We start from the raw sequence: 16757 nt of genomic DNA on the forward strand, positions 1-16757 counted from the left end.
CCTTATTTGGTGCCGGTCATTTCTATCAGTTTGTCAATAGCCATTTTAGCGTTGGCGCGCACTTGTTTTATGCTCACCTCCATCATATAGCACGGTGCCGAAATAAGTTTATTTTCCTCATCTACCAAAATTTCATTGATAGTTTTCATTTGTGGTTGAGCACCCATGGCCGCTAATCCTTCGCTGTCAGCTTTGATGTCGTAAGGAGACGGGTCTTTATCAGTACCCAATGTAAGTTTGGGATGAGTACCGCTACCCTCAAGAGCTTTTGCCAATACAACGGGCGATACGCATAAGGCTGCAATGGGCTTGCCTGCTTGCATCACACGTGCTAAAAAATCCTTAATTAATGGGTTAATAGGGCCTTCGGCGCCTTTAAATGCCCATTGGGTAAAGTTTTTTGCAGCACCAAAGCCGCCGGGCATCACCAAACCATCGATTTCATTGATGTCAAACCCTTCAATATCTTTTATATTTCCGCGAGCTATGCGTGCGGCTTCAATTAAAATATTGCGTGTTTCAGGCATTTCCTGCCCTGTAGTGTGGTTTATTACATGGTGCTGGTTGTAGTTGGGAGCAAGACATATCCATTCTGCTCCGGCTTCATCTATTGCTAAAAGACTTAATACTGCCTCGTGTATTTCTGAACCGTCGTAAACGCCGTTTCCTGAAAGAAGAACACCAATTTTCATGCGATGTTGTTTTGTTTTGAACTCAAGCCAAAGATAAGGGGCTTGTAGGTGAGTTGCAAACCCCATTTGTGATGCAGCAGTACAACTAACATACCGTATGGTTTTATTTATTATACTTGCTAAAAGTAAAAAAATTGAAATATATGTCAATTGCAATTAAACTAAACTTGATTAATCGGTCAAACGACCAAAACAACTCTGAAATCGTAATTTTCTCTAAAAACGTAGCTACTGATTTTGAAGAAACAGCCATTGCTTGGACAGTGATTCAATATTTAGGTCAGGGGGCTCACCACCCTTTTACCTATCCAATGGATAGCACTGCAAGTGCTGTTGACAGCTATGGTAATTATTTGCCGCAACTTATGGCCAATCCCGGTGAAGCTTTTCATGTTATAAGGGATACTTCGGGTGATGTTATTTCGGCAATGGGTTCGGGAACAAATCCGCAACAAATACAAATACGGAACGATTTGCCGCAAGGAGCAATTAATGCCTTAATTTACAAAGACGGTAAGTTATTTACTCAAAAAACGGGTATTGCTCCGGGACAAATGGCTGTTTTTGAATTTAAGCCAACAATTTGGATTGGTGTGGTTTCTGAAGTTGAGCAAGGTCAGGTGATGGATGCGGCAATAATTAGTACTGTTAATACTGAATTATCTTTGTTGGGTATAGCCTCTGCTGATATTGTAATGACTGGGGGTGGTCCGGGTATATCTGCTACTCCATTTTCATTTACTTTGGAGAATGTGGTGATGGCGTAATAATGGCTAGGTTTAAAAGGAATAATAGTCAATTTTCAATGAAAATATCTGACGAAGAATTAAATAAATTTTTTGAAAATTTTGATGTCAAACTCCAAAAATGTTTTGATGAAATTGAAGAATTGGCTTTAGTTGGAAACCGTATAAGAGATAAAATTATACCGTTTAAGGAGTCTAGCTTTGATATAGGAAGCCTTTACATTCCTTATTCAGCACTAAGAATCTTTTATTTAAGAAGGCAAGCAAATGAATATGACCGGGGTATTGAATTGTCAGTCCATTTTCAATATAACTCATTCAGTAATGAAGAAAATAAGGCCTATTTTACCAAATATACTAGTGATAAGCTATACTTATGGATTGATATATACCCCTGTCGGGATAATGATTTTACTAATTTTGAATGGGAACTTGGGGAGGGTGAGATAAAAACAATAGAATTCCCAAACCAACTAAATGGGGAGTTGGTAGAAGAAATCTGTCTTTATCTCTCTTTAAAGGCAAATATCATTGCTAAAACGCTTAATGATATTGTTCTTGAAGATGAAAGCAGGGTGAATTAAATCAACTAATCACCAAATCTTCAAATTCTAAAGCTCCTCCTTCAAAAATAAGCCTGTAAAGCTTTCTTTTACTTTTACTATTTGTTCGGGAGTTCCGGTGGCTACAATTTGTCCGCCACGGTGCCCGCCTTCGGGGCCAAGGTCAATAATGTGGTCGGCAACCTTTATTACATCCAAATTGTGTTCAATCACCAACACGGTATTGCCGCGCTCTACTAATTTGTTTAGCACATCAAGCAAGATGCGCACGTCTTCAAAATGGAGCCCTGTAGTCGGTTCATCTAAAATGTAGAAGGTATTGCCCGTGTCTTTTTTGCTAAGTTCGGTAGCCAGTTTCACGCGCTGCGCTTCACCGCCGCTAAGGGTGGTGCTGCTTTGTCCAAGGGTAACGTAGCCCAAGCCCACATCCTTCATGGTTTGTATTTTACGAAGAATGAAGGGAACACCTTCAAAAAACTCGCAGGCTTGCTCAATGCTCATGTCCAGCACATCGCTGATGGATTTACCACGGTAGCGCACTTCCAATGTCTCGCGGTTGTAGCGTCGGCCGTTGCATTCTTCGCACTGCACGTACACATCGGGAAGGAAGTTCATTTCAATCAAACGCATACCGCCGCCTTTGCAGGTTTCGCACCTGCCGCCTTTTACGTTAAAGCTGAACCGACCGGGTTTATAGCCGCGTATTTTGGCTTCGGGCAGTTGGGTAAACAGGTTGCGTATGTCTTGAAAAACGCCTACGTACGTTGCAGGGTTGCTACGCGGGGTACGCCCGATGGGGCTTTGGTCTATCTCAATCACCTTATCCAAATGCTCCAAGCCTTTAATGCTTTTGTAGGGCAATGGTTTTTGGTGCGAGCCGTAAAAATGTTGTTTTAATATGGGGTAAAGGGTTTCGGTAATCAGGCTGGATTTTCCGCCGCCCGAAACGCCCGTTACGCAAATAAATGTACCGAGGGGGAAATCAACGTCAATACCTTTCAGGTTGTTGCCTGTAGCACCTTTAAGCACCAGTTTATTACCGTTGCCTTTGCTGCGGGTTTTAGGGACTTCAATCGACCGCTCACCGCTGATGTATTGGGCGGTAACGCTGTTTTGCTTTTTAAACTCTTCGTAAGTGCCTTGTGCCACAATTTTGCCGCCGTGTATGCCCGCACCGGGACCTACGTCTAACACGTAATCAGCGTTGATAATCATGTCTTTATCATGCTCCACTACAATCACGCTGTTGCCAATATCGCGCAGGTTTTTCAGCGAGTTGATGAGCTTTACGTTGTCGCGTTGGTGCAAACCGATACTCGGTTCATCTAAAATGTATAATACGCCGGTTAATTGCGAGCCTATCTGCGTGGCCAAGCGGATGCGTTGGGCTTCGCCACCGCTGAGTATTTTGCTGGGACTGTTTAGGGTGAGGTAATCCAAACCCACGTCCAGCAAAAAGTCGATGCGGCTGCGTATTTCCTTTAAAATTTCGGTAGCAATAATGTTTTGGCGGTCGGTAAGGCGGGTTTCAATCCCGTTAAACCATTCTTTCAGTCCGCCGATGTTTAGCATGGCCAGCTCTGAAATGTTTTTCCCGTCGAGAATAAAGTGTAATGATTCTTTACGCAGCCTTGCTCCGTTGCAGGCAGGGCAGGTGCTTTCGGTCATAAACTCCTCAGCCCAGCGGTACAGCGCATCGTACGATTTTTCTTGATAATGACGGCTAAGCATGGGGATAATGCCTTCAAACGTGCTTTGGTACGTTTGTTTTGCTCCACTGCTAAACTCGTAAGGCACATCAAACTTTTCGTCGCTACCGTGCAGGATTATATTCAGGGCTTCTTGCGGTATTTTGTTGATGGAATCGGCAAGGCTGAATTTGTATTTTTTGGCTACTGCACGCAGTTGTTGAAACGTCCAGTTCTCCTTCAATTCGCCCAAGGGGGCTATGCCGCCGCGGTTGATGCTGACGGTAGGGTCGGGGATGATGAAGTTAATATCTACTTCGGTGATGGAGCCTAAGCCCTCGCAGGTGGGGCAGTATCCGTAGGGGCTGTTGAACGAGAAACTGTTGGGTTGCGGCTCGTCGTACGAGATGCCCGATGCAGGATCCATCAGGTATTTGCTAAAGTGGTAGTATTTTTCGTTCTCCACGTCAAACACCAGCACCAACCCTTTGCCGGCCTTCATGCCCGCTTGTAAACTTTGCGAGATGCGGAACGCCGATTTATCGTCGGGTTCAAGGCGGTCTATCACCACCTCAATGTCGTGTATTTTGTAGCGGTCAAGCTGCATTTTGGCGGCAATCTCCATAATCTCGCCGTCAACACGCACCTTGGTATAACCTTGCTTGCGCAGTTGCTCAAACAACTCGCGGTAATGCCCTTTTCTTCCCTTTACTATGGGAGCCAGCAACAGTATTTTTTGTCCGCGAAACTGCTCCAGTATGCGGTCTTTTATTTGGTCTTCGCTAAAGCGCACCATTTTCTCTCCCGTTTCGTAGCTATAGGCTTCGGCTACGCGGGCATACAACAGGCGCAAAAAGTCGTAAATTTCGGTAATAGTACCCACCGTACTGCGCGGGTTGCGGCTTACGGTTTTTTGCTCAATGGAGATAACGGGGCTAAGGCCGTTAATCTTGTCCACGTCGGGGCGTTCCATATCGCCGATGAACTGGCGGGCATACGCGCTAAAACTCTCCATGTAGCGGCGTTGTCCTTCGGCATAAATGGTATCAAAGGCCAGCGACGATTTGCCGCTGCCACTAAGGCCGGTAACCACCACCAACTGGTTGCGGGGTATGGTAACGTCTATATTCTTAAGGTTGTGCTCGCGGGCGCCTATCACCTCCAGCACACCTTCTTCTACAATGGGGTTTGCGGTGCTCATTTTAAATGAAACCGCAAAGGTAGGCAAAGTGTTTGAGGGTTGATTATATTGAGCAAAAAGCTTTCAAGAACTCTTTTTGCTTGATTGGCGTAAATATATATTTTGAATTATTGATGAATTTTTCTGGCATCACACAGTTTCTACTACAAAAAATAACTTCTTCTCCAATTTTGACTTTAGAAGCGAAGTAATTCATTGCTAAAAATTCCAGCCTTTGGTCATCGTATAAATTTTTGATAAATTGGCTATCATCATATGACAAAACCCATTTATAATTATTTTGATTTTTAATGAACTTCGCCAAGTTTTTATGATGCTCGTCGGAATATGCTAAACGATATAAGTCATTACCTTTTTTATAATAAGGAGGATCTAAGTAAATTAAAATTTTACTATTTTCTAAGGGTAGGTGAGCAAAATAATTTTCAAGAAATGAAATGGAATCTAAGTTGTATACTTCAATTTTATTTTTGTTAAGTCCAATCAGCTTTATTCGCTCAATAAGATCACTTTTATTGAATCGGGCATCCAATTTCCAATTTCCTGTTTGATTTTTTCCACCTATTGGGCCAGCTGTTAGAATCCCTGATCGATTGCACCTATTCAAAAAAAAGCAAGTGAACCCTTTTTCAATTGTTGAAAGTTCCTTTGGAATGCTGAGATTATATTTTAATCTATTATAAGTGTCAATTGTGATTTTAGTATCATGAATTAAAGAGATTAATTCATCAGTATTCTTACAAGCAGACAGCCAAAATGAACTGACAAATTCATCAAGATCGTTTAAAACAATTTTATCAACGATGTTACTAAAAAGTAATTTAAGTGCCGCGCCTGAACCCCCTGCATATGCCTCAACATAGGTCCCACCTTGTAATTCATTTGATCTTATGATTTCCGCTAGAAAGGTCGATAACTTTGCTTTTCCTCCCGGGTATCGTAATGGGCTATAAAAGGTGCTCATTGAATAATTTTTAATAAATACGGATGAAAGTTGTTGTATATATGTTTTAAATCATCAAAACTCGGCAAGCTTGCGTGGTTGTGAACAAACTCGTTTAAATCTTGGAAAAAACGCTGGTTACCACTTTTGGCCATAAAACTTTTGACATTATCAGAGATGTGTTGATCATTTATCAAATTTTTATCACATACACGCTTTAACATTGCACTCAAATTCGGCCAAGTTTTTTTATCAAGCGTTCTTACATTTAAATCTAAATCGGTTTCATTAATGGTCACCCCCATGGATATTAGGCTGTTATATAGAGCTTTTCTTTTGTTTTGTGCCTCTAATGTGAATGTTGATTTTAGTTCTGTACTCCATATTTTAATCTCATTGTTTTTTTGCAAAAAAACAAATGTAGGAATTTCAATCAAAGTACGTAATAGTAAAGCCGCCCCTATCACATGTTTTTTAGCATCTAAAGTTTTAAGCTCTTCGATAATTAGTTGTGTCTTTTTATGTAAGATACAATTTATTGGGTCATCGTCTTCGATTATATAGTTAGTAACAGGTTTCTTCTTTTTAGTATTAGCTTTTTTATCCTCTGTACTTGATGTAGTTAGGTTTTGGGTATCATTATTTACTAGTGGGGAATTTTGATTGTCATTATCGTTTGTGTTAAAGGTATCGCTTGAATTGTCTCGGCCACTTGTATTGTTGCTGCTTGAATCACCATTATCATTAGTGACATTATTGTCAACTTGGGAAGGATTATTTTTTGCTTCACTTTCTACGGGTAGCCAAAACTCCTCTTGTGGTATGTCAATCAATGCTCTTTTTTGAATTGGAGAATTAATAGATAGTTTAAATTTTGGAAATACCTTTTCGTACCATTCTTCAAGATTTCGAGAGTCAGCATCTTTATTAGTAATATCTTCGATAAGCTTGGCAAAAGTTAGCGCAAATTCGTTTGGAGCTATCTTTAAATATAAATCACCATTTACGTCTCTTTCAAGTCCATATAACAAGAGCCTTTCTTTGACTATTGTGTACCGATGAAGATTTGTAATTGAGAAGCCTTGCTTTCCTCCAGTTTTTTTAATTTTTTCTGCGAAATCAAGTGGCCAATTCTTTACTTTTAGTGCAGTAATATATAATTGGTCAATAGAGATGGCATCTTTAAATTTACTTTTACTTATGTTATACTTTTTCTGAATATCAGTCATTGAGAGTCCTGTTTTTTTCATGAATTTTATTGAAAAAACAGCTTGTTCTAAAGGAGTCCAACCTTTCTTTGTGTCCTGAATATGTTTATCTAATATTGCGGGCTCCGCTTCCTCTCTTGAAGGGGCTATAACAATTTCTAGTTGTTCGATTGGTTTTTTGTTTCCGATTTCTTTGGATGTTCGTCTTACGTTATCAATAATTTTTCCAGGAGCACAATTAGGGTCAAGTAATACACGTACGGCAGCAAGTCTTCTATTTCCTTCGATAATATAAACTTTTTTTTCTTTTTTATCAAAGTACCCAATCGGCTGTTCGTAAGGTATAAAACCTATTGCCTTTATTTGTTCAACTAAAGTCAAAACGTCATACTCTTCACATAATTGAGTAAGTATTTCATCTTGACTTTTATCCTGTTTATCTTCAGGAAATCTTGGGTTAAAAGGGTCGAAGTATAAATCAAAGGGGTTGTATAGTTTTTTCGGCCAACCTGAGTAATCAATCATAGCAAAATTAATATTTCGTGAATATAAATAATTAAAAAATGTTTTAGGAAAAAATATTAATAATAGATGTCAGAAGTCTTGTTTTCTTCTGTCTTTATAAATGGTCGTTGTTTCTCAAAGTCTGCAAAGAATTGATTTAGGGTGAGGAAAAAAATGGCTGCCGTTGTAAAACGCCCTTTTTCCTTTATGTGTAACCGTTTTTCGACCACTCCCAACCTCCCGATTGAAATCGGGACAGGCTCTCCTTTTCCACCCTCACAAGGCTATTCCAAGGAGGGGAGCGGCGCGCAGTCCATCACAAGCCGCACGATGATGCCAAAGCGGGAATATGTTGGGTTAGTGGGCTGATAAGTCCTGAGCTTGTCGAAGGGTGCGGTGGGTGTGGACACCTCTTTTACCCTCCCTTTTTTGTGTAAACATTATTTAGGACTTGACATTAAAGCAAGGCGACTGTTTGAACGTCGGGTTGGTGAGTAATCGGGTAGGGATCTTGTTCCTGCGACAGGTACATAGACCTGCCGCTATTGATAAAGTGCCCAACTTTCTATCAATAGCATCGGGATTTATTCCCGATGGTTAGGGAGTGGTATAAACAATAGATTCCCAATCAAGTTGGGAATGACGGGGCTGCAAAGTCGGCAAAGAGTACATTCAGAGTGAGGGATTTCCAATTAGTAGGTATCGCCGTTCTTTGAGCTTTTGCCTTGCTTTTGTGTGCAACCCTTGCGGCTGTCGTAACATAAATAACACGATAACTCGGTAACCGAATAACACCGTAACTGCAATAGTAAGACTGTCCCACTTTGTCCCACGTGTTTGGGACAGCTAACTTGTTGTATTTGTAGGGCTTGAGAGGGTGTTACACATGTCCCGGTTGTCCCACCTAAAATGATTAATGGGTTTCATTTTGGAAAGAACCGTTCAGGGAATGCGGCAATTTTCAGGGGGTGTTTTCACGTCACGGGGCACGTTGTAAACGGTTGCAAATTTGGGCCATTCAACGCTTACGTGCGGCTAACAGCCTGTTTACCTTTGTGTTGTTGTTTGGGTTATGCTAAAAACAAGTACTGTTTTTGGCTGATTCCGCAAGTAAAATAATAATACCGCCATCGATATAAATTAACTCAGGAAAGGGGTGGCGTATCAATAATATTGAACTTGTAATGGTAACAAACACAAAGTAACCCTATGAAAAACAGAGTAATACAATTGGTGTTGGCAGCGTTGGTTGTTTTTGCAGCTTCGTGCAGCAAAGCCGATGAAACTGTTGCGCCGGTTGAAACTTCTGCAAAAAATAGTTGGATTACCTATACCCACACGGTTGCCGCTGAGCACAGCCATATTCCTTACTCGGTTGAGTATATTGACCAAAAGGGAACTAAAAGGGTGGTGGATTTAACTGGTAATTTTACCCTTAGGGTACCTGTTATGAAGTTTGACTCAGCGGGAATAAGTTACATACGCACTTCCTTTACTTTTAAAACCAACGCCGCTGAGGGGCAGGATGCTCCGCTAATCAATTCGGCAGTAAAAATTAAAGGGGATAATGGTTTTGTAGTTGCTGAAACGTATCTGAGCAGCAACGGCTGCGGAAACAATCACCGCACGGTGAGCGAAACCCGTCCGTTATCAGTATTGCAGGTTAAGTTTTAATCTTTGCACAACGTTTCATCGGGCTATTTTCACATTTCACACAATCACTTAACAAACCGAGTCTTTTTTCAGATTAACTTTGTGTTGAATGATTAAAAGGCTGCTTTTTTTCTGCGTACTACTATCAGCAGGGTTTGCCTCGTTTGGCCAAAAAACCAAAGTGGGTTTGTGCCTAAGCGGGGGAGGTGCCAAGGGGCTTGCTCACATTGGCTTGCTAAAGGTAATTGATAGCGCAGGGATTAAGGTAGATTACATTACGGGCACCAGTATGGGGGCGGTTTTGGGTGGGATGTATGCCATTGGCTATAGCGGCAATGATATTGAGAAAATTGCCCGCGATGCTAATTGGCGGTTGCTGCTTAGCAACGATGTGCCCATGACGGATATTAATGTGGAGGAGAAGGAAGAGTTTGACCGTTATCTTGCTGAATTGCCTATGAAGGGGTTAAAGCCGGGCCTTCCCTTGGGGGCTATTGAGGGGCAGGAATTGAATAAAATGTTAGGCGATCTTACTTTCCCCGTTCACCACATTGCTGATTTTGATTCGTTGCCGGTTCCGTTCAGGTGTATTGGTGCTGATATTTTAACCGGTGAAGCCGTTGTGTTATCAAAAGGATATTTGCCCACTGCCATGCGTGCCAGTATGGCCATTCCCTCAGTGTTTACGCCTGTGAAATGGCAAAACCGTTTGTTGGTTGATGGTGGATTGGTGCGTAATTTTCCTGTTACTGATTTAAAAGAGATGGGTGCTGATATTGTTATTGGCGGGTACACAGGTGGTCGCTTGTTTACCGAAGAAGAACTCACCTCTCCTATAAAATTATTGTATCAGTCGGCCAGTTTTAACCGTGTGGCAGATAGCGAAATGCAAAAGGGCTTGTGTAATCTGCTTGCCGATTATGATAAACAATTGCAGGAGTATTCAGCCGCTTCGTTCTCAAAAATTGATTCGATAATTGATATTGGCTATCGTATTGCCCTGCAACTATTGCCTGAGTTGGAACGACTTGCTGATTCTTTAGAAATGACGGACAATGCTAATCACCAGCCTTTAAAACGCTACTACGGCCACGAGGTGTGTGTAAATCGTATTATACTTGACGGGGCTTGTGAAGAAAGCAGGGAATTAGTGCTGGGTAAAATGGGGCTGGCTGAAAATACAACTTACAGTGTTGCGCAAATAAATGATGCCATACAAATGGTATACGGTACCCGTTTTTTTGATAAGGTATATTATACGTTTGAAAACAATGTTTTTGGTAATGATTTAATAGTGCACATAAAAGAAAGCAGACGCGCGGCTATAAAGTTTGCTTTGCACTACGATAACGAGCAAGCCGCAGGCATAGTGCTTAATTTAACCGCTCGCAATGTATTGGGTAATGGCAGCCGTGCTTTGGCTACAATAGATATTTCTGAATACCCTAAACTAAGGGTTAATTACCAGAAATTTATTGATAGCCAGCAAAAACAATGGTTGCACGGTGGTTACCATTACGAGTTTATTCCCTACAGGTTGTATAATAAAGGCAGGCTGCAAGAAGAGCTTACCAATAGTTATAACAATATGTATGTTGGTGTTAATTATACCCTTACTAAAAGCAGCTATTTTGGAGCTGAAATAAACAACGAATGGAGTTTTACACGTACAAAAATATATCCCGAAGATAGGTCGACGCCCGATAGCGGTGATTTTAGGAGCTTAAACTCTAGAGAATGGGCGGTAGGTTTTAAATATTATTCAAATACATTAAACAAGTTTTTATTTCCTACTCGTGGAAATAGAGTAAAACTATTATTAAAAATAATACCCGGCCACACCAGCATTAATAATTATTATACACTTGATAGTGTCCATCCTACTCACAACTTTGATGTATCGTTACCCGTTTCACCTGCTGTTAGGTTTTCAGCATCAATTATAAATGTATCGAAAGTGAATAGACGGATGGCTTGGATAAACAACGTTTTTTTGGGGTTGGTGTATGATATTCGTATAAAAGGGCATAATAATGAGCCGTATTCGGCGGCGGCAGTGCCCGGTTTGTTTTTTGCGGGTGGTGTGCAATCCCGCCAGCGTGATAATTTGGTGCCTTTTTTGGGGTACAGGGAAACCGAACTTGTAGCTGCACAGTTACTGGTATGGCAGGGGGGATTGCAAACAGAGTTAATGGATAAGCTGTTTATTACTCCGGGGATATCGTTTTTAGCTGCGGGAGGCGATATAACCAGATATGTTGAGAACCTTGCCAACTTTAACCTCAACTATCAGGATTTTACTAAGGGGGCAACCCACGCCGTTGGGTATGGTATAACATTTGCCTATAATTGGTTCGGAGGGCCTATTAGCCTCACTGTTTACAGGGCAACAGGCGTTGATGTAATCAGGGGGTATTTTACCTATGGCTATAAATTTTAGCACATGAAACTTTTACAGTTTTTTACGGTTATTACTTTACTGGCAGGTTTTGCGGCCTATAATTCATCGGTTACAAATAATACTAAGGATATGAGGGATATGCAATCTAAATTAACGGATAAACAACCCGACAGCACAGTGAAAACTATTGTTAAAACTGAGCAGGAATGGAAAGAACAGCTTACGGCAGAGCAATACTATATTTTGAGGGAAAAGGGTACTGAAAGAGCTTTTACTGGTAAGTACTTGTTGAACAAAGAGACGGGTGTATATAATTGTGCAGCTTGTGGCAACCCTTTGTTTAAGAGCAATCAGAAATTTGACAGCCATTGCGGATGGCCGAGCTTTGACGACCAAATTGAAGGAGCCGTGAAGACTGAGCGCGATAGTTCACACGGTATGGTTCGGACCGAAATTATGTGTGCCCGTTGCGGTGGGCATTTGGGACACGTGTTTGATGACGGGCCAACTAATACAGGGCTTCGGTACTGCGTAAATTCAGTATCAATTGATTTTGAGAGAGATACTGCAGTTAAATAAGCAGGGCAATACCTATTGTGCTCATTCATAAAACAATAGTGTTTTGTCAATAATAATAGTTATCTTTGCGGCCTAATTTTCATAGCCTAGAGATAGGCTAAATATTTTCTTTATACAATAATTAATGAGTACATCTTTTGCGCAGCTTGGGTTGCGCACCGAAATTGTGGATGCCATTACTGCAATGGGTTTCGAAAACCCTACAGAAATCCAAAACATGGCAATTCCCATCCTGTTGTCCCGCCCTACCGATTTGGTAGGCCTTGCCCAAACAGGTACAGGCAAAACCGCAGCATTTGGGCTGCCTATGCTTCACCTGCTTGATTTTTCTAAAAAACAAATACAGGGGCTTATTTTGTGCCCCACCCGCGAACTTTGTTTGCAAATCCAAAAAGACCTTTACAATTTTTCAAAACAACTACCCGGTACCAGCGTTGTTGCTGTGTACGGTGGTGCCAGTATCGAAAACCAAATTCGTGACCTAAAACGCGGATGCCAGATTGTGGTTGCTACTCCGGGTCGTTTGATTGACATGATGCAGCGTAGAGCTATCAACCTTTCAAGTGTTGATTACCTAGTGTTGGATGAAGCGGATGAGATGCTGAACATGGGTTTCAAAGAAGACATTGATGCTATATTAGAAGCCACACCCGAAACCAAACACACTTGGTTGTTTAGTGCTACTATGCCTGCTGAAGTTCGCAGGATTGCATCAGGTTATATGAACCAACCGGAAGAAATTCAGGTAGGCTCAAAAAATACTGCCAATGTTAATATTGAGCACGTGTATTACCTAACCATGGCGCGTAACAAGTATGCTGCACTTAAGCGTATTGTTGATTTTTCACCTGATATATACGGTATTATTTTTACCCGTACTAAAATTGAAGCTCAAGACATTACCGAGCATTTGATGAAAGACGGTTACAATGCTGATGCTTTACACGGTGATTTATCACAAGCTCAACGCGAAAAAGTAATGGCACGTTACCGTTCACGCAGCTTGCAACTACTAGTTGCTACTGACGTTGCAGCACGTGGTATAGATGTAAACGACATTAGTCACGTTATCAACTACTCTTTGCCCGATGAATTAGAGGTTTATACCCACCGTAGCGGTCGTACAGCCCGTGCAGGTAAAAAAGGTATTTCAATTTCAATTATCAACAGCAAAGAAACCGGTAAAATCCGTCAGCTTGAAAAAGCAACAGGTGCTAAGTTTAAAAAGCAGGACATTCCTAACGGAAAAGAAATCTGTGAAAAGCAGCTGTTTAAAATTATACAAGAAGTACACGATGTAGAGGTAAATGCTGCTGAAATTGAGCCTTTCTTGCCGGTAATTTACAAACGCCTTGCCGATTTGGATAAGGAAGAACTGATAAAACGTTTTGCTTCTCTTGAGTTTAACCGCTTCTTAGAATATTACCGTAACTCTCCTGATTTGAACATTGATGCTGATTCAGGTTCATACAAAGCAGGAGGCAGCTTTGCTCGTTTCTTCATCAGTATTGGTGAAAAAGACGGGGTTGATAAAACAGGCCTACTTAAATTCTTGAACAAACAAGGATTGGGTAACTATAAAATTGGTCGTATCAACATTAAATTCACGTATTCATTCTTTGAGATTGATGAAAGTGGAGCAAGCGAAGTACAGGAACGTTTAACCGGAGTAATATTCGGTAACCGCGAAATTCGTGTTGAGCTAGAAACCGGTAATTCTGGTGGCGGAGGCGATAGAGGTGACCGTGGCGACCGTGGTGGTCGTGAGCGTTCATCATCGGGCCCGCGCAGTTATGGTTCACGCGAAGGCGGTGCACCCCGTGGCGGAGGTAACTCACGCAATTATGGTGGTGGAGGCGGTGGCGGCCGTGATCGCGGTAACGACCGTGACAGAAGCAATAGCCGTGATAGGGGAGGAGACCGTGGAGGAAGCAGACCTCCTAAAGGTAAGGGACCCCGTAGCTACGATTTTTAAAATCAAACATAACCGTTTAAATACAAGCCGCAGTATAATACACTGCGGCTTTTTTGTTGTTGCATTTAAGGGTTAAAGTTACTTTTGTTGTTTAATTTAATACAGAACAATAGTAATGGAACGTTATTATAAGATAATAGAAGAGGCTTTACAAGTGATAGGAGTAGACCCACAACATGCACGCAATGCCGAAGAAGGACAATGGTCGATTTTTAGAGATGAGATTGAAGTGTTTGTGGATTTATGGAGCAGTGGAAAAGAGTCTCAATGGAACTATTACTTTAAAGAAGAGGATGTGCCCGTTTTGCAGGTAATAGCTCCTATTACCACATTGCCGGTTTTTGATTTGGACGAGTTTTATGAAGAATTGCTTGAAATAAACCGCCACCTGTTTTATGCCACTTTTGTAGTGAATAAAGAACAAAATATGCTTGCTGTTAAATACCGTTCGGTAGGCCTTGAGTTGGATGTTGATGAAGCCACTCAAGCCATCGAGAGTGTAAGCTACTACGCTGAGTATTTTCAGCCGCGTTTGATACAAAAATTCAGGGTGCAACCTGTTTAATTTAAAAATCACCCAACCTTTTGCAACCTTTTTTCGTCGCCCTTCATCTTTCCAATCAAACGCCTTTTAAACACATCGAATGACAGTTAGAGAAGAGGAAATAGTAGCCGGTTGTTTGAAAGGAGACCCAAAGTACCAAAAAGCTCTTTATAGTCAGTATTCAAAAAAGATGTACGGTGTTTGTTTACGCTATGCATCAGACCCAGAAGCCGCCCGCGACTTGTTGCAAGACGGTTTTATTAAGGTGTTTCAGAACCTAGCCGGATTTAAAGGTCAAGGTTCGTTTGAAGGATGGATAAGGAGAATTATGGTGAACAATGCACTTGAAATGTTGAGAAAGCTGAGCAGCAAGGCCCAGCATGTTGATGTGGAAGATGTGCAGGAAGAACTGTATGAGAGCACCAACTTTAGCAGGTATGATATGAATTATCTGCTTAGTAAAATCCAGCAGTTAGCACCGGGATACAGGGCAGTTTTTAACCTGTATGTGATTGAGGGTTTCCAGCACAACGAAATAGCCGAAATGCTGGGGATAAGCGAGAATACTTCAAAATCTCAATTATCCAGAGCCCGTAAATTGTTACAGGAATCATTAGAAGACGTGAAAAAAGCATACAATGTCTAACGAGAATAACATACAAGACTTCGACAACTTCTTTAAGGAGTCGTTCGGCAACTTTCAGCCCGAACCTCCTGCCGGAGTTTTTGAAGCTATCCAAAGCCAGCTGGGCACTGCAACTGCGGGAGGCAGTGCAGGTACCGCAATAGCAGGTAAGGCAGCACAGTGGGGTATTGCAAAAATTATAGTAGGTTCAGTATCAGCATTAGCTGTTGCTACTACTATATATATAGCATCAACAAACTCAACAAACGAGTCTGCTGTTCCAACTAATAATACTGCCACAGAAAATACTGCTTCAACAGGGTCAACTACCGAAGGAACAAACCCAACTGATATCGAGACTCCATCGGATGTTGCCTCATCAAACACCGGTACCGGTGCTAATTTACCAGATAATAATGCTTCAAGTGGAACTAATGGTAGTACTGTTAACGGAACAGCACAAGCCAATGGCGGAAATTCTCAGCCTCCGTTGTCAGTTACACCCCCGGCTTCTAGCGAGGACAACAACAAAGGAGTTGTAACAACAGTTACAACCGGTACAGAAAAAATAGTGGTACCAATGTATGTGTCTTCAGCCAAAGCTTGCCCCAATGAGCAAGTTACCTTAACCATTGCCGACGATTTATCAAAAAATACCTACAAGGTTAATTTTGGAGATGGAGCCACTGCTACAACTGTTTTGGGCAAGTCAATCACCCACAAGTATGCCGCCGCAGGAACGTATAAAATTACTGCTGTTGATATTAAAGGGTTAAAAATGGCTGAACAAACATTGGTAATACATGGTGTAAAAGCTCGTTTTACTATTGAAAATACCGATAAAGCAACCTTTAAGTTTATAAATACTACTGAAGGTGCATATACCTACAATTGGTTTTTTGGTGATAACGAACAAAGTACTCAGCAATCTCCTTCGCATACCTACAAAAGCTTTGAGCCTAAAGAATACAGAGTGAAGCTTGTGGCAATGGATCATATTGGTTGTGTAGATTCGTTTATTACAACCGTAAAACAAACCTATACCTACGAAGATTTGAAACCGATAATACCCAACGTGTTCTCTCCAAACGGAGATGGTATCAACGACAGGTATGATATAGGTATAAGGAACGAAGAGTTGTATCATTTAGTAATTACCGACCGTAACGGAAGTATTGTATTTGAGAGCTTAGATAAAGAAAATACCTGGGACGGACGTAACCAGCTTACAGGGACTGAATGCCCCGCTACAGCATATAGAATGGTGTTTGTATATAAGATAAGAGGTTTTGGGGAGCAAAAAGTAAACGGCACATTAACTATTAAACGTTAATAGCTGATGCAACCCCTAAGCATAGATAAACATCTATTATATATAGTATAAATGATAAAATTATATAGTTTTGTAAATACCACAGTTTTGTAATAAAGAAAA

At 41.2% G+C, this 16757-nt stretch carries 13 protein-coding genes; 9 read left to right on the forward strand and 4 right to left on the reverse strand.

All coding sequences use genetic code 11. From position 1 onward, the window contains the following. Window positions 1–2: 2 nt before the first annotated feature. Window positions 3–692: an isoprenoid biosynthesis glyoxalase ElbB gene (gene elbB / locus F9K23_00090; GenBank protein KAB2918570.1), complete on the reverse strand. Its 690-nt coding sequence runs from the start codon at window positions 690–692 to the stop codon at window positions 3–5. Window positions 693–841: 149 nt separating this feature from the next. Between elbB and F9K23_00095 the strand changes: the two genes are divergently transcribed. Together F9K23_00095 and F9K23_00100 are read left to right on the forward strand one after the other, a co-directional pair. Further along, on the forward strand, window positions 842–1459 hold the full coding sequence (locus F9K23_00095; protein KAB2918969.1) for a hypothetical protein: 618 nt from the start codon (window positions 842–844) through the stop codon (window positions 1457–1459). 38 nt (window positions 1460–1497) lie between these two features. Continuing rightward, window positions 1498–2022: a hypothetical protein gene (locus F9K23_00100; GenBank protein ID KAB2918571.1), complete on the forward strand. Its 525-nt coding sequence runs from the start codon at window positions 1498–1500 to the stop codon at window positions 2020–2022. Window positions 2023–2049: 27 nt separating this feature from the next. On the opposite strand, the gene uvrA is transcribed toward F9K23_00100, so the two are convergent. Genes uvrA through F9K23_00115 form a run of 3 tightly spaced genes read right to left on the reverse strand, consistent with a single transcriptional unit; the run spans window position 2050 to window position 7566 of the window. Then, window positions 2050–4890 (reverse strand): excinuclease ABC subunit UvrA, encoded by a 2841-nt coding sequence (uvrA, locus tag F9K23_00105; protein KAB2918572.1) that lies wholly within the window; start codon window positions 4888–4890, stop codon window positions 2050–2052. A gap of 43 nt (window positions 4891–4933) precedes the next feature. Continuing rightward, window positions 4934–5854 (reverse strand): DNA adenine methylase, encoded by a 921-nt coding sequence (locus F9K23_00110; GenBank protein KAB2918573.1) that lies wholly within the window; start codon window positions 5852–5854, stop codon window positions 4934–4936. Further along, window positions 5851–7566 (reverse strand): hypothetical protein, encoded by a 1716-nt coding sequence (locus F9K23_00115; GenBank protein KAB2918574.1) that lies wholly within the window; start codon window positions 7564–7566, stop codon window positions 5851–5853. The genes F9K23_00110 and F9K23_00115 overlap by 4 nt, the downstream gene beginning before the upstream one ends. Window positions 7567–8754: 1188 nt before the next feature. Here F9K23_00115 and F9K23_00120 point away from each other — a divergent pair. From F9K23_00120 to F9K23_00150, 7 genes are all read left to right on the forward strand, one after another. Continuing rightward, window positions 8755–9219 carry a hypothetical protein gene (locus tag F9K23_00120; protein KAB2918575.1) on the forward strand — a complete coding sequence of 155 codons (465 nt, stop codon included), beginning with the start codon at window positions 8755–8757 and terminating at the stop codon, window positions 9217–9219. A gap of 88 nt (window positions 9220–9307) precedes the next feature. After that, on the forward strand, window positions 9308–11638 hold the full coding sequence (locus tag F9K23_00125) for a hypothetical protein (protein ID KAB2918576.1): 2331 nt from the start codon (window positions 9308–9310) through the stop codon (window positions 11636–11638). A 3-nt stretch (window positions 11639–11641) separates the two neighbouring features. Beyond that, window positions 11642–12178, forward strand: coding sequence for a peptide-methionine (R)-S-oxide reductase MsrB (gene msrB, locus F9K23_00130; protein KAB2918577.1), 537 nt, complete (start codon window positions 11642–11644; stop codon window positions 12176–12178). A 124-nt stretch (window positions 12179–12302) separates the two neighbouring features. Then, window positions 12303–14153, forward strand: coding sequence for a DEAD/DEAH box helicase (locus F9K23_00135; protein ID KAB2918578.1), 1851 nt, complete (start codon window positions 12303–12305; stop codon window positions 14151–14153). Between the two features lie 115 nt (window positions 14154–14268). Then, entirely contained in the window at window positions 14269–14718 is a 450-nt protein-coding gene (locus F9K23_00140; GenBank protein KAB2918579.1) for a YbjN domain-containing protein, read from the forward strand. 79 nt (window positions 14719–14797) lie between these two features. Further along, window positions 14798–15343, forward strand: a complete 546-nt coding sequence (locus F9K23_00145; GenBank protein KAB2918580.1) for a sigma-70 family RNA polymerase sigma factor — start codon at window positions 14798–14800, stop codon at window positions 15341–15343. After that, window positions 15336–16655, forward strand: coding sequence for a PKD domain-containing protein (locus F9K23_00150; GenBank protein KAB2918581.1), 1320 nt, complete (start codon window positions 15336–15338; stop codon window positions 16653–16655). Before F9K23_00145 ends, F9K23_00150 begins: the two co-directional genes overlap by 8 nt. Window positions 16656–16757 lie beyond the last annotated feature (102 nt).

Source organism: Bacteroidota bacterium, from assembly GCA_008933805.1.
Taxonomy (GTDB): Bacteria; Bacteroidota; Bacteroidia; order UBA8524; family UBA8524; genus SB11.

Coding starts and splice junctions, on each gene's coding strand:
- elbB (KAB2918570.1), bottom strand. CDS start 692: ATGAAAATTGGTGTTCTTCTTTCAGGAAACGGCGTTTACGACGGTTCA.
- F9K23_00100 (KAB2918571.1), top strand. CDS start 1,498: ATGAAAATATCTGACGAAGAATTAAATAAATTTTTTGAAAATTTTGAT.
- uvrA (KAB2918572.1), bottom strand. CDS start 4,890: ATGAGCACCGCAAACCCCATTGTAGAAGAAGGTGTGCTGGAGGTGATA.
- F9K23_00110 (KAB2918573.1), bottom strand. CDS start 5,854: ATGAGCACCTTTTATAGCCCATTACGATACCCGGGAGGAAAAGCAAAG.
- F9K23_00115 (KAB2918574.1), bottom strand. CDS start 7,566: ATGATTGATTACTCAGGTTGGCCGAAAAAACTATACAACCCCTTTGAT.
- F9K23_00120 (KAB2918575.1), top strand. CDS start 8,755: ATGAAAAACAGAGTAATACAATTGGTGTTGGCAGCGTTGGTTGTTTTT.
- F9K23_00125 (KAB2918576.1), top strand. CDS start 9,308: ATGATTAAAAGGCTGCTTTTTTTCTGCGTACTACTATCAGCAGGGTTT.
- msrB (KAB2918577.1), top strand. CDS start 11,642: ATGAAACTTTTACAGTTTTTTACGGTTATTACTTTACTGGCAGGTTTT.
- F9K23_00135 (KAB2918578.1), top strand. CDS start 12,303: ATGAGTACATCTTTTGCGCAGCTTGGGTTGCGCACCGAAATTGTGGAT.
- F9K23_00140 (KAB2918579.1), top strand. CDS start 14,269: ATGGAACGTTATTATAAGATAATAGAAGAGGCTTTACAAGTGATAGGA.
- F9K23_00145 (KAB2918580.1), top strand. CDS start 14,798: ATGACAGTTAGAGAAGAGGAAATAGTAGCCGGTTGTTTGAAAGGAGAC.
- F9K23_00150 (KAB2918581.1), top strand. CDS start 15,336: ATGTCTAACGAGAATAACATACAAGACTTCGACAACTTCTTTAAGGAG.